The 13,481-nt window shown below is 60.0% G+C and carries 12 protein-coding genes; 8 read left to right on the top strand and 4 right to left on the bottom strand.

Annotated features, from left to right (window positions below):
- The first annotated feature begins 277 nt into the window (after positions 1 to 277).
- The 5 genes from GA0061100_RS11605 (at position 278) to copC (ending at position 3,916) form a co-directional block, all read left to right on the top strand.
- On the top strand, positions 278 to 682 hold the full coding sequence (locus tag GA0061100_RS11605) for a hypothetical protein (protein WP_075852857.1): 405 nt from the start codon (positions 278 to 280) through the stop codon (positions 680 to 682).
- Positions 683 to 908: 226 nt separating this feature from the next.
- Entirely contained in the window at positions 909 to 2,282 is a 1,374-nt protein-coding gene (locus GA0061100_RS11600) for a PepSY-associated TM helix domain-containing protein (protein ID WP_075852856.1), read from the top strand.
- A 63-nt stretch (positions 2,283 to 2,345) separates the two neighbouring features.
- On the top strand, positions 2,346 to 2,825 hold the full coding sequence (locus GA0061100_RS11595) for a copper chaperone PCu(A)C (protein ID WP_075852855.1): 480 nt from the start codon (positions 2,346 to 2,348) through the stop codon (positions 2,823 to 2,825).
- Complete coding sequence (locus GA0061100_RS11590; RefSeq protein ID WP_075852854.1) at positions 2,815 to 3,411, top strand: SCO family protein; 597 nt, start codon at positions 2,815 to 2,817, stop codon at positions 3,409 to 3,411. The genes GA0061100_RS11595 and GA0061100_RS11590 overlap by 11 nt, the downstream gene beginning before the upstream one ends.
- A 136-nt stretch (positions 3,412 to 3,547) precedes the next feature.
- Positions 3,548 to 3,916, top strand: a complete 369-nt coding sequence (gene copC, locus GA0061100_RS11585; RefSeq protein ID WP_075852853.1) for a copper homeostasis periplasmic binding protein CopC — start codon at positions 3,548 to 3,550, stop codon at positions 3,914 to 3,916.
- 54 nt (positions 3,917 to 3,970) lie between these two features.
- Here the strand turns inward: copC and GA0061100_RS11580 are convergent, their stop codons facing one another.
- The gene (locus tag GA0061100_RS11580) at positions 3,971 to 4,627 is read right to left on the bottom strand and encodes a TetR/AcrR family transcriptional regulator C-terminal domain-containing protein (RefSeq protein WP_075852852.1); all 657 of its coding nucleotides are present in this window, start codon (positions 4,625 to 4,627) and stop codon (positions 3,971 to 3,973) included.
- A 122-nt stretch (positions 4,628 to 4,749) separates the two neighbouring features.
- Between GA0061100_RS11580 and GA0061100_RS11575 the strand changes: the two genes are divergently transcribed.
- Both GA0061100_RS11575 and GA0061100_RS11570 read left to right on the top strand, forming a co-directional pair.
- Positions 4,750 to 5,940, top strand: coding sequence for an HlyD family secretion protein (locus GA0061100_RS11575; protein WP_075852851.1), 1,191 nt, complete (start codon positions 4,750 to 4,752; stop codon positions 5,938 to 5,940).
- Between the two features lie 38 nt (positions 5,941 to 5,978).
- Positions 5,979 to 7,559: a DHA2 family efflux MFS transporter permease subunit gene (locus GA0061100_RS11570; protein WP_143525429.1), complete on the top strand. Its 1,581-nt coding sequence runs from the start codon at positions 5,979 to 5,981 to the stop codon at positions 7,557 to 7,559.
- 593 nt (positions 7,560 to 8,152) lie between these two features.
- Here GA0061100_RS11570 and GA0061100_RS11565 read toward each other — a convergent pair.
- Together GA0061100_RS11565 and GA0061100_RS11560 are read right to left on the bottom strand one after the other, a co-directional pair.
- A complete protein-coding gene (locus GA0061100_RS11565) occupies positions 8,153 to 9,457 on the bottom strand; it encodes a sigma-54-dependent transcriptional regulator (protein ID WP_075852849.1) in 1,305 nt (434 codons plus the stop codon).
- Entirely contained in the window at positions 9,454 to 11,169 is a 1,716-nt protein-coding gene (locus GA0061100_RS11560; RefSeq protein ID WP_244557832.1) for an ATP-binding protein, read from the bottom strand. The genes GA0061100_RS11565 and GA0061100_RS11560 overlap by 4 nt, the downstream gene beginning before the upstream one ends.
- Positions 11,170 to 11,563: 394 nt before the next feature.
- Here GA0061100_RS11560 and GA0061100_RS11555 point away from each other — a divergent pair, with 394 nt between their 5' ends.
- Entirely contained in the window at positions 11,564 to 12,889 is a 1,326-nt protein-coding gene (locus tag GA0061100_RS11555; RefSeq protein WP_075852847.1) for an MFS transporter, read from the top strand.
- 139 nt (positions 12,890 to 13,028) lie between these two features.
- Here GA0061100_RS11555 and GA0061100_RS11550 read toward each other — a convergent pair whose 3' ends face one another.
- Positions 13,029 to 13,310, bottom strand: a complete 282-nt coding sequence (locus GA0061100_RS11550) for a hypothetical protein (protein WP_075853244.1) — start codon at positions 13,308 to 13,310, stop codon at positions 13,029 to 13,031.
- Positions 13,311 to 13,481: the final 171 nt, after the last annotated feature.

Genomic DNA, 13,481 nt, shown 5'->3' with positions numbered 1-13,481 from the left:
AGATGCAGCCATGCGTCCTCAGGAGATCATAGACCATCAACGGAAATGAACTATGAAAGCCGACGGATCCGAATGATCAGCCCTATCTGGCGCCCTGCGCGAAACGATCAAGAGCTCTCCACCAATTTGGTATTCCCTGAGACCCGGCGACGGCGGCGAGCCCTGACTGATACCAGCTTTTGTAAACTTCAGTGCGGCAACAATTGACGCATTGCGCTTGCAATAGGCCTGCCCTATGACTGCAACCTTATCCGCGAATGCGGTGGTGGGGACAAGAATGCGGAAGACAATTTCGCGTATATTTCAGTGGAGCGCGCGCATTATCTGCGCCGTTGCGCTGCTGCTTGTCGGCTTCGCCCATCAGCCTGTTGTCGCAACCGCGGACGAGATATCCCCGACAGAACTTGCGCAATACAGGCTCCCGGACGGATCCTTGCCCATCCTCTGCGTCACCTACAAGGATGCCGACGGCAAGGTACATGGGAAGGCCTATGCGCCCGGATGCGAGGCATGCCGGATCGCATCGGCCGCGATGCTGCCCACGCCTCCGACCGAAATTTGCGAGCGCCTTGCCTCCCCACGCGGAGAGACTGTCGTCGCAAGATCGGAGGCTTTCCACCGCCAGCTTTATCCGCCGAACACAGGCCCGAGAGCGCCGCCCCTCCTCGACATCGTTGGCTGAACCGGCGTTGCGGCCTTGCCGTGATGCCTGCAATCAACGCTGCCGCATCGCGACCCCTCGGTCGTAAAATCTGAGGATTGGTGTTCTCAGCTGTACCTTGCCGAACAAGACGGGACCGATTGGTCCGGTCGGCCATGTAAAGCGAGCTCACTCCAAACGGCGAATTATCGCCTCTGCCTCCTCGGATCGATCGCTAGCGGCAGCCTGCCGATCTTCGGAGGATTTCATGTCTGCCCTTACCGCTGCAGAGCCTGCAATCGCAGCAACCCATAATATCTCACTCTATCGGGCGATCTGGCGCTGGCACTTTTTCGCCGGCCTTCTCGTCATTCCCTTCATGCTCAATCTGGCGATCACCGGTTCGCTCTATCTGTTCAAGGATCAGATTGCCGACACTTTCTATTCGCATCGCTACCTCGTCGCCGAGACCGGCACGATGCTGCAACCGCAGCAGATCGCCGATGCAGCGCTCTCAGCCTTTCCAGGCGCCCGCGTAACCTCCTATCACGAAGCCTCGGCGCCGAACCGCTCAGCCTGGGTAACGCTATCCAAGGACAGCCAATCAACCATCATCTACGTCAACCCCTATGACGGCAGCATCCTGGGGTCGGTGGGCTCGAAGCAGGAGTTCGGCTGGGTCGTCAAGCGCATCCACAGCCTCGAATATTTCGGGAAATGGACCAACCGCATCATCGAGATCGTTGCAGGTTTTGCCCTCGTTCTCGTAGTCACCGGCATCTATCTGTGGTGGCCGCGCCAACAGACCGGTGGCGTGCTCACGGTTCGCGGCGACCCATCGCGGCGCGTCTTCTGGCGCGACCTGCATGCCGTGACGGGCGCGCTTGCCGGCATTCTGATCTTCTTCCTGGCCTTTAGCGGCATGCCGTGGTCCGGGTACTGGGGTGCCAACGTCAATGCCTGGCTGACGGCGAATAATCTCGGAACGCCGGCAGCTGTCTGGGACGACGTACCGAAATCAACGAAGCTGACACAGGATATCGTCAGCCGTGCCGGTTGGGTGGTCGAGAATGCACCCGTTCCGCTCTCCGATGTCGCGGCAGTGCAATCGGCAAAGCCGATCGGCCTGAACAAGGCTGTCCACATCATGCACGGCCTGGGCATGGTTGCCGGGTCTGACCTTGCCATCCCTGCGGATGAAACCGGCGTCTATACCGCAAGTCATTATTTCGGCGACCTCGGTGAGGAGCGAACCGTTCACATCGATCAATATTCCGGCAAGCCGCTCATCGACATTTCCTACGGCCAATATCCGGCGCTCGGCAAGGCGATCGAATGGAGCATCAATGTCCATCAGGGACAGGAATGGGGCCTCTTCAACCAGCTTCTGATGCTGGCTGCTTGTCTCGCCATCATCCTGTGCTGCGTCACGGCCGCAACCATGTGGTGGAAGCGCCGGCCATCAGGCCGTCTCGGCGTGCCGCCGATGCCACCGCAGAAATCGGTTTATGTCGGCCTCTGGCTCATTGCCCTCGTCTTCGGCGTGGCCTTCCCGCTGACGGGAGCCGCCATCGTCGCAATGCTGCTCCTCGACCAATTCGTGGTTCGCTTCGTGCCGCTGCTCCGGCGTTTCTTTTCCTGACGAGATCGAGCGGAGCCATCGGCTCCGCTCACCCGCTCCTCTTCCGGATCAAGGATATCGATCATGCTGAAACACATTTTTGCTCTTGCCGCCTTCGAGCTGGCATTCCTGTCTTCCTCCCTCGCTTTTGCCGAGGATGTCAAAATCGGCAACCTCACCATCGCCGCGCCCTATGTTCGAGCCATGGTGCCGGGAGCTCCCGTCGGGGGCGGCTACATGACCATCACGAATATGGGCAACACCGACGATCGGCTGGTGGCTGCAAGCTCACCGCGTGCCGCGACAGTCCAGATTCACGAGATGAAGATGGACAACGACGTCATGATCATGCGCGAGCTTGCCGACGGCCTGGCCATCCCGGCCGGCAAAACCGTCGAGCTCAAACCGGGCGGCTATCATGTGATGTTCATGAAGGTCGCCGAGCCCTTCCTTCAGGGCCAGACGGTGAGGGCAACGCTCAGGTTCGAGAAAGCCGGCTCGGTCGACATCGATTTCCCGGTCGGATCGATAGCTGCAGACAGGGAGACGTCCCATGTCAAATAGGCAACGCTTTGCTGCAATGACCATCGCCCTCATGTTTGTCATCGGCTCAGGCCTTATCGGTTACGCAACATTCTTCATGACACCGCAGGTCAGGGCAGCCGGCAGTTTCGGCACGGCCTTTACGCTCACGGACGATCGCGGCGAGCCCATCACCGAAAAGGCCCTATCGGGCCATCCCTCGCTCCTCTATTTCGGCTATACGCACTGCCCCGATGTCTGCCCGACCACGCTCTACGACATGGCAGGCTGGTTCAAGACGCTCGGGCCGCAGGCCGACGGACTGAAAGCCTATTTCTTCACCGTCGATCCGGAGCGCGACACGCCCGAGATCATGCACAGCTACACGGGCAATTTTACCGACCGCATCACCGGTATCACGGGCGATCCGGGCGAGATGCAGAAGGCCATCAAGGGCTGGCGCATCTATGCCAAGAAGGTACCGACACCGGACGGCGGATACACCATGGATCACACCGCCTCCGTGCTTCTGGTCGATGCCGAGGGCAATCTCAGGGGCACGATCGCCTATCAGGAAAACACCGATGTCGCGCTGCAGAAGATCCGAAATCTGCTGCAGCAGGAATAGATCCGTGACCTTCGATGTCAACGGAAGATGGAAACCCGTCCGGTGTGTTTGCCGGCGGATATCCGGCGATCGGACGATCGCCATCGCGCGACCCGCAGGCTTAATGCGGGTCATCAACATGATGAGGAAATCAGACATGCCCCCGATGACGAGAATGATCTTCGCTGCTGCCGCCATCAGCATCGCCTTCGCCGGCCAGGCGATGGCACATGCGCATCTGAAATCGGCCGTCCCGATGGCCGACGGCACGGTCAAGACCGCGCCGTCAGAACTTGACCTGACCTTCTCGGAAGGTCTCAACCTGAAATTCAGCGGCATCAAGGTGACCGGCCCCGACAAGGCCACGGTCAAAACGGGCGAAGGCATGCTGACGAACAGCGGCACCACATTGATGGTGCCTGTGACCGACAAGCTGCCTCCCGGCAAGTACACGGTCGAATGGCATGCCCTCTCGACGGACGGCCACAAGACCAACGGGAGCTACGGCTTCACCATCGCGCCCTGACCAGTCCGGAAGCTGCCCGCAACTGCGCGGGCAGCTTCGCCCTTCGTTTCCGGCTCAAGCGGTGCTGGAAATACAGCCCTGCAGGAAGATTGCCGCGCATTCCGTCGCACGGGCCTGGATCTCTTCGTCATCCGGCGCCGATCGCTGGCCCAGCATGACGGCTCGTTGCGGCTCCATGGCCATCATTCCCCGCAGGAAGCCGGCGGCACGCGAAATATCCGCGATCCTGATTGCCTCCTTGTCGCGCTGGCTCCGCAGCCAGACCTCGAAGACCACCGTCGAGGCCTTGATCGCCCGCTCGTAGAAGGACGCCGCGATTTCGGGAAAGCGATCCGCCTCGGCCACCGCAAGACGATTGATCGCGATCGTTTCCGGATCCAGCACCAGACGGCCGTAGGCGATCAGGATTTGCTCGAGTTGGTGATGCAGGTCCGGATGCCTGAGAAGCCCCTGGTCCACTTCGACGTTGAAACGGGCAATACGATCCGTAATCACGGCGTTGAAAATCTCGCCCTTGCTCTCGAACAGCCGATAGACCGTCTTGGTCGAGACACCTGCATCCTGCGCGATGTCGTTGATGCATGCCGAGGCATAGCCCGCTTCCATGAAGCGCTTTCTGGCCGACGACAGAACGATTGCCCGGGTATCGTCGTCACAACGGACCTGCGGTCGTCCTCGTGGTCGCTTCGTGGCTTTTAGATTTAGGACCATAGATATTTTCCAAAATACCGTTGACTTGCATTTTATAGCGCTTATTTTGGAAAACATCAAGTTTCCAAATTGAACTTGGCCGCTACCCCTGCCCGGCAGCGACCCCTGTCAGGAGCAAGTACATGGCTAATAATCTGCATATCGTCACGTCCGAGGGTGCTTCCGGCGAAGCGCAGGGAACCGTCGAGGCGAAAGCCAAGGAAGGGGTGACAACCGAACCCCGTCCGGAGGCGCCACAGGCACCGGCCGGCAACGCCGCTCCAACGCGCAGCAAGACGCCGCGCCGCTTGATGTATGGCGCGGGTCTGATCGCCATCATCGCCGCGGCGGGCTACTATGGACACGACTACTGGCAAAACGGCCGCTTCGAGGTGTCGACCGACGACGCCTACGTCCAGGCCGACAATAGCTCGATCGCCCCGAAGATCTCGGGCTATCTGGCGGAAGTCCTGGTCAAGGACAATGAGGCGGTAAAGGCCGGCCAGCCGCTCGCCCGCATCGACGACCGCGACTTCCGTGCGGCACTCGACCAGGCCAAAGCCGATGTCGCTGCCGCACAGGCAACCATACAGGCCGAGCAGGCCTCGCTCGATATCCAGCAATCGACCATTGCCGCAGCGCGGGCGACACTGGATGTGGACAAGGCGAACGAAACCTTCGCCGAACAGAACAACAAGCGCTACGCCAGCCTCGCCTCCAACGGCTATGCAGCCGTACAGACGGCACAGCAGGCCGCATCGCAGATTGCCGCGGCCCAGGCTGCCATCGTCAGAGACACCGCGACCTTGGAAGGCGCGATCAAGCAGGTCGAGCTTCTGAAGGCCCAGATCGCCCAGGCGACGGCTGCCCTGCAGAAGAGCGCGGCGATCCGGCATCAGGCTGAACTCAATCTCTCCTATACGACCATCATGGCCCCCGTCGACGGCACTGTCGGCAACCGCACGCTGCGCATCGGCCAATATGTCCAGGCGGGCACGCAGCTGATGTCGCTGGTGCCGACCGACCAGGCCTATGTCGTCGCCAACTACAAGGAGACGCAGCTGACGGATGTCCATGCCGGCCAGCCTGTCGATATCGAAGTCGACATGTTCCCCGGCAAGGTCTTCCACGGCCATGTCGACAGTCTTGCACCGGCGAGCGGACAGGAATTCGCGCTGCTGCCGCCCGATAATGCGACAGGCAACTTCACCAAGGTCGTTCAGCGAATTCCGGTCAGGATCGCGCTGGACCCACAGACCATGAACAGCGGTGAACTGCGCCCGGGAATGTCGGTCGAGCCGAGCATCAACACGAAAGCAGGCGCCGCGCAGTAAAGCTGCCGGCCGGAGCCCTCACCATGTCAACGACTACAATGGATGGCCGTGCGATGCCGGCCGCAGCGGCAGAGCCGCGCGCATCGACAAGAGAGTGGGTCGCAGTTCTGGCCGGCATGATCGGCGCGTTCATGGCGATCCTGAACATCCAGATTACCAATGCCTCCCTCCTCGATATCGAAGGGGGGATCGGTACCGGGGTGGATAACGGCGCCTGGATCTCGACCTCCTATCTAATCGGCGAGATCGTCGTCATTCCGCTCACTGCCTATCTCAGCAGCGTCTTCTCGTTTCGCCGCTACATTCTGGTGAACTCTGTGCTGTTTCCGCTGCTGTCCCTTTCCTGTGCCTTCGCCCACGATCTCGGAACAATGATCGTCCTGCGCGGTCTGCAGGGATTTGCCGGCGGCGTGCTGATCCCGATGGCCTTCACCATGGTGCTGACGAAGCTTCCGAAGCCGCAGCAGCCTTTGGGACTGGCAATCTTCGCATTGTCCGTCACCTTTGCGCCGGCCATCGGCCCAACCATCGGCGGTTATCTGACCGAGAATTACGGCTGGCAGACCATCTTCTTCATCAATGCCGGCCCGAGCGCCATCATGGTGGTGGCGCTTGCGCTGACACTGGAGAAACAGCCCATGCAGCTGAAGCTGTTGCGAGAAGGCGACTGGGCCGGCATCGTGACGATGGCAATCGGCCTCTCGGCCCTGCAAACCGTGCTTGAAGAGGGCAACAAGGACGACTGGTTCTCCTCGCCCTTCATTGTCCGTCTGAGCCTCGTCGCGGCCGTGTTCCTGACGCTCTTCATCATCATCGAACTGAAGGTGTCGAAGCCGCTGGTGAAGCTGCGGCTGCTGAAACAACGGAATTTCGGGCTTGGTGTGCTCGCCAATATTCTGGTCGGCGTCGCGCTGTTCGGGACAGTCTATATCCTGCCGCAATATCTGGGTCAGGTACAGAAATACAATGCCGAGCAGATCGGCAACGTCCTTGCCTGGACGGGCCTGCCGCAGCTGCTGCTGATCCCCCTGGTTCCGCTGATGATGAAGCGGGTCGATGTGCGCTGGCTCGCCTTCTTCGGCATCGCGGTCTTTGCACTCAGCTGCTTCATGAACGTCACGCTTTCGGCCGACAATGCCGGAGACCAGTTCTTCGTTCCAAACATCGTTCGCGCGATTGGCCAGGCTTTCGTCATCACGCCCGTCACCGCCATTACGACAGCCGGCATCGCTCCGGCGGACGCTGCCGCGGCCTCCGGCCTGACGAACATGCTGCGCAACCTCGGCGGCGCAGTAGGCACGGCTTCGCTTGGGACCATCCTGACCAAACGCGAGCAGTTCCACTCCAACATCATCGGCCAATCCGTGACCCTCGCCCGCGACGAGGTTCGCGAGCGGATCGACCAGATGACCAGCTACTTCCTGTCGCATGGCGTCTCGGACCATCAGGCAGCCCAGCAGAAGGCGATCATCGCCCTCGGCCAGATCATCAAGAGACAGGCGCTGATCATGGGCTTCAGCGACACGTTCGCCGTCATCGGCGTCGTGCTTGCCATCGCGGCGATCACCATGCTGTTTGCCAAACGCCCTCAAGCCAGCGGTGGCGCAGGCGCCCACTGAACATGCGGGCTCATGCACGCGATGCCGTTTGGCTTGAAGCCATAAGAGCAATCTGCGCCTGTACCATGACGATCATACGATGTGCCTCAATGGCGCCCGGAAACTCCCGGGCGCCATTATTCAATTCGCGCTGCCGAACAGAGACACGAAAACAAAAGCAAATCGCTACAGGATCAGCTTGTGCAGTCTTGGCCGGAGGATGGATACGCTGAACTGAGAAGCAAATCGTGCGGTGCTGGGATATTCAGGCGCCCAAGGCGACTACCTGTTCATATCCTCGACGACCCAGCGGAAAAATAGCAGTATAACGGCCGCAAATAGCAATAGCTGCATCAATTTAGGTAAATCAAGCATATCATAGCTCTCTAATTTAATTGCTGCATCATGCAGACGAGCCACAATATCCTAACATGTATTAATTATTTTCTATTTTTCACGCAGAATAATTATGATTAATACATAGTTAATATAATTTATACATCGAATATCTATAAAGATATGAGGAAATTACACTAAATACACATCGCGACGCCAAGTTGAGCATGCAAGACTATACTCGTCCTGTTCCTTTCACTCTCGACATGCGCCCCGTCTCACTTGCGGTAGGCCGACGGATTGATGCCGTGGCGTTGCAGGCGGGCATAAAGACTGCGGCGCGGCAGCTTGAGCGCCTGTGCGACCTCAGCAATATCCCCCTCATATCGCTCCAGTGTCGCCCGCAGAATGTTGGCCTCGAAGTGATCCATCTGATCGGAAAGGCCGAGTTCCATGGAAGGCTGGTTGCGAGCGGAGGCGAGGCCAAGCGCGGCTTGGGTCGCATAGTTGCGCAGCTCCCGGACATTGCCAGGCCAATCGTCCGTTAGAAATCGTGCCTCCATTACTGCATCAATGGGCGGACGCGGCACACCGTGCAGGCGAGCGGCCTCGTCGAGGAAGGCGCTGAACAGCAAGCCGATATCAGCGCGGCGCTCCCGCAAGGGCGGGATGCGGATCCGCACGGTTTCCAGCCGATAGAGCAGATCGGCACGAAAGCGATCATCGGTAACCGAACCATGCAGATCGCTTTTCGTCGCAGCGACGATGCGGAGATCGACAGGGGCCGGCTCGCCGCTCGCCGAGGGCAGCTCGCGTTCCTCGACAACGCGCAGAAGCCGGCCCTGCAACATGGGTGACATGCTGTCGATCTCATCGAGAAACAGCGTGCCGCGATCCGCCTCGGCAATGCGGCCGCGCCGGGCACGGCTTCCGAACAGGGTCTCGTCGGCGATCGCGTCCGGCAGGGCGGCACAATCGACCGCGACGAAACTGCGGGTGCGCCGCCTGCTCCAGCGGTGGATGAGGCGGGCCACGAGTTCCTTGCCGGTGCCTGTTTCGCCTTCAACCAGAACATCCACGTCGGCGTTTGCGATCTGGCGGATCGTTTCGCGCAATCGCGCCATGACAGTCGTCTGGCCGATGAGCGGCGACGCATCCTCCGCCTCGGCGGCGGCCTGGCGCAAACGCCGGTTTTCCAGCACCAGGCGTCGCGTTTCCAGCGCCCGGCGCACCGATGCGATCAGGTGATCGGTGGCAAAGGGCTTGGCTATGAAATCATAGGCGCCCTGCTTCAAGGCGCCGACCGCCATGGCGATATCGCCATGGCCGGTCATCAGGATAACGGGCAAGTCCGGATCGCGCGCCAGCACTGCTTCCAGCAGATCGTGTCCATCGATACGTGGCAGGCGAATGTCGCTGACGATCACGCCGGGCAATGCGGTTGCAAGGCTTGCCAGCGCCGACTGCCCGTCGCCGTGGCTCTCCACCTCGAAGCCGGCTATGGCGAAGGAATCGGTGAGCGCGGCATTGAAAGGGCCGTCGTCCTCGACCAGGAGAACCTTCTGCGACGCTTGTAGGGTCATGCCCGCCTCATCGTGACTATGAAAGCCGCGCCACCGAGCGGCGATGGGCCTGTTGTCAACGACCCGCCGAGATCGTTCATGATGTCCTGTGCGATCCCGAGCCCAAGACCGAGCCCATCGGGCTTACCGGTAATGAATGGACGGAATATTTCCTTGTCCAGTGCAGGATCGATGCCTGGACCATTATCCGCGACGGTCAGCCTCACCACATCCTTTCCCGCAGCGTCGACGAGCAGGGCAACATGCGGATCGGCGATCCCGGCAACGGCGTCGATTGCGTTCTGCAGCAGATTGACGATGACCTGCTCCAGCCGCACGCGTTCGGCAAGCACATGCGGCTGACCCTCTGCCGGCAGGTCCAGTCGCACATTCGCTTTGCGAAACCGGTTCCCGACCAGCAGCAAGGCGCCGGCAATGATGGCATCGAGCGGCTCCGCTCCGGCCGCATGCCGTCCCCTGCGCGAAAACCGTCGCATCTCCTGCGTGATCGTCCCAATGCGCGCCGTCACCTCGACTGCGGCATCGAGATTGGCACCAACGCGATCGAGCCGATTGGCCGCAAGATGATGGCGGGCATTCTCGGCGAGAGTGCGGATGGTGGCAACCGGCTGGTTGATTTCATGCATCAATCCCGCCGTGATCGAACCGACGGAAGCGAGCCGATTGGCCTGCGCAAGTTCCTCGCGGGCATCACGATAGCGATCCTCGGCACGCGTGCGCTCAGCCATCTCGTCGCGCAGCTCGACCGTACGTGCGGCGACGGCCTCTTCAAGCGCCCGCCGATCGGCTGCCGCTCTTGCTGCACGCGTCATGCGCCACCAGATCGCAACCGCGATGACCGCTAGTCCCAGGATGGCGGGCAGCGCCAAAAGCCAAGCCTGCGCCTGCGCTTCCTGCAACGCCATACGGGTGTCAAGAAGATGCAGGAGGCGCAGCCGCGTACCGACAACCGGTTGCTCCGCCGCGATCATGATCTGATGCCGCGGACCGCGTATGCGACCGGTTTCCTCGGCGCGATAGTTGCCCGGCCCCAATGCGGCGTCGCGATATTGCCCGCTTGCAACGATGCCGGCCCGATCTTCCGGCGACAGGGATGCAAGCGCGGTCAGTACCTGTGTCGGATCGGACGCAGCAAGGATGATCTGGTGTTCGTCGACCACAAGCGTTACGCCCGGATCATTCGCCCAGATCCGCGACACCGCATCGAACTCGAATTTGACGACCACGACTCCCGCCGGAGCGGCGGCATCACCAACCCTGCGGGCCAGAAACAGGCCCGGCCGGCCGCTGATCGCTCCGGCGCCATAATATTCCGCCGTGCCATCTTTGAGCGCCTCGGAAAAATAGGGCCGGAAGCTGAAGTTCTTGCCAACGAAACTGTCTTCGGTCCCTGCATTCGACGCGGAAATCACAAGTCCTTTGTGGTCAACAAGATAAATGATGTAGGCGCCGGTTTCGCGGGCCAGGAAGCCGAGCTTTTCGTCAAGCCGGCGGGCAGCATCCGCCGTAGGGCTTGCAAGCGCCTCGCCAAGATCGCGATATTCGCCAAGCACGACCGGAAGAAGCCGGAAACGCGCCAGCTCGCTGTCGAGCAAGCGACTATGCTGTGCCGCAAGCCCGCCCGCCTCCGCGGCCAGCCGCCCAAGCGCATCCTGACGCGAAAGCGAGAGCGCCGCGCACCAGATAGCGACGGCGACGGCCAAGCCGGCCACTGCCAGAAACACAATTCGCCTGAGGCCCGATCCACTCATCCGTGCAGAATATTGCACAAATTCCAAAATATCTATGCAGAATCTTGCGCGCGATACCCTAAACGTCGATAAACGATCAGGAGAAAAACAAGTTATATCAATTAGATATTCTTATATATCCTTGAAACCTCGTGCCTCGTCTCTTCCACACGTATCAATGCGGACACTGGGAGAGTGGTCCTCAATACGTAGAAAAGCCGGCTGTGGCCGGGCAATTGGCGTTGCCGGTGCCGTCTCGACGAAACTGGCGGGCGGCCACCCGCAGGCAATATGACCCCTCCCGGCGAACCCGTCGTTCGCAGCGGTTCACTGCTTACCTACGACGATCCGAAGCAAGTACGGGAGGAGAGGCACAATGCTGAAGACATTAGAAGATCCCATCGTGACGACAGCAAGGGCGGAAGCAACCGAACGCCGCAAACGTCTGAAATCGATCATCGGTGGTTCCACCGGCAATCTGGTCGAATGGTTTGACTGGTATGTCTATGCTGCATTCGCGCTCTATTTCGCACCGCATTTCTTCCCGGCCGGCGACCAGACGGCGCAGCTGTTGAATTCCGCAGCGGTCTTTGCCGTCGGTTTCGTCATGCGGCCGATCGGCGCCTGGATCATGGGGCTCTATGCCGACCGCAAGGGCCGCAAGGCCGGTCTCGCTCTTTCGGTGACGCTGATGTGCGCCGGCTCGCTGATTATCGCGCTGACGCCGGGATATGAAACCATCGGCGTGGTGGCACCGGTGCTTCTGGTTCTCGCCCGCCTGATGCAGGGCCTGTCCGTCGGCGGCGAATACGGCGCCTCGGCGACCTACCTCTCTGAAATGGCGGGCCGCGAACGTCGTGGCTTCTTCTCGTCCTTTCAATATGTCACGCTGATCTCGGGCCAGCTGCTTGCCATAGCGCTGCTAATCTTCTTGCAAGCGGTCATGACGACCGAAGCTCTGAACGCCTGGGGATGGCGCGTTCCCTTCTTCATGGGAGCAGCACTTGCGGTCGTGGTCTTCTGGCTGCGGCGCGGCCTTGCTGAAACCGAAAGCTTCAAGAATGTGCGCGCAAGCGATACGCAGAAATCCGGCTTCTGGATGCTGATCACTCGGCATCCCAGGGAAACCGCGCTGGTCATGCTGCTGACGGCTGGCGGCACGCTCGCCTTTTACGCCTATTCGATCTACATGCAGAAATTCCTGGTCAACACCTCTGGGTTCAGCCGGGAAACGTCGAGCGAGATAAACGCGATCACGCTGTTCATCTTCATGCTGCTGCAGCCGATTGCAGGCGGACTTTCCGACAAGATCGGCCGCAAGCCCCTCATGATCGGCTTCGGTCTCTGCGGCGTGCTGTTTACCTATCCGATCTTCTCTGCGCTCGAGACCACGAAAGATCCATTCATCGCGGGACTGCTAGTCATGGGCGCGCTGATCATCGTCACCGGCTATACATCGATCAATGCAGTGGTGAAGGCCGAACTGTTTCCCGCTCATATCCGTGCTCTCGGCGTTGCTTTGCCCTATGCCCTCGCCAATACGCTATTCGGCGGCACGGCCGAATTCGTAGCGCTGAAGTTCAAGAGCAGCGGCTGGGAACAGGGCTTCTACTGGTATGTGACGGCAATGATCGGCATCTCGCTCGTCGTCTATCTCTTCATGCGCGATACGGCCAGGAACAGCGCCATCCAGGAAGATTGAGATAGCCGGCCAGGCGGAAAGGTTATTTCACTCGGCTGAACACCCATGGCGGGGGCATCGATGATATCCCCGCTCCGGTCTTGCTGCAGACCTCGATATTGCCAGTTTCCAAAAGGGGGGCCTTATCGGTGGTCAGCCGTCAATGCACGAGCGTACGGCTTTTCTTGCGCTCGTTCAGCAGATGAATGAAGGTGATCCCCTGCTCCAGCAGGAGTTCTGCCGCCTTCAGATCATTCGGGCCGAGATCGGACGAACAGCCGCGAAGATTACATGCCAGGAACAGCGAATTGGTGACGGCAAGCGCATCGCCATCCTCCTCGGCCTCTTCGGCAGTGGCTTGCAGTACGTCCGCGACGGCCGCCATAAGATCGGCGCGCTCCTGCAAATTCATTTCACCAAGACTTTTCGTGATCTCATTCATGACTTCTCCCTGGCGTGCCCGGCCGATCACGACATCCGTCGGGATCGGCGCGGCTCGCAACTTGGAAATGATTGAAATGCGGTTGGTAAGTGAAATATGGCAATGAAAGCCGGGACCCGCAAGGCATGGCTTCCATGCCGGAAACGCATGGCATTGCGGCTGGTTCTCAAT

This window comes from Martinezella hainanensis, from assembly GCF_900094555.1.
Lineage (GTDB): Bacteria > Pseudomonadota > Alphaproteobacteria > Rhizobiales > Rhizobiaceae > Rhizobium > Rhizobium hainanense.
The sequence above is the reverse complement of the archived record's forward strand: the minus strand, read 5'-3'. Positions and strand labels throughout refer to the sequence as shown.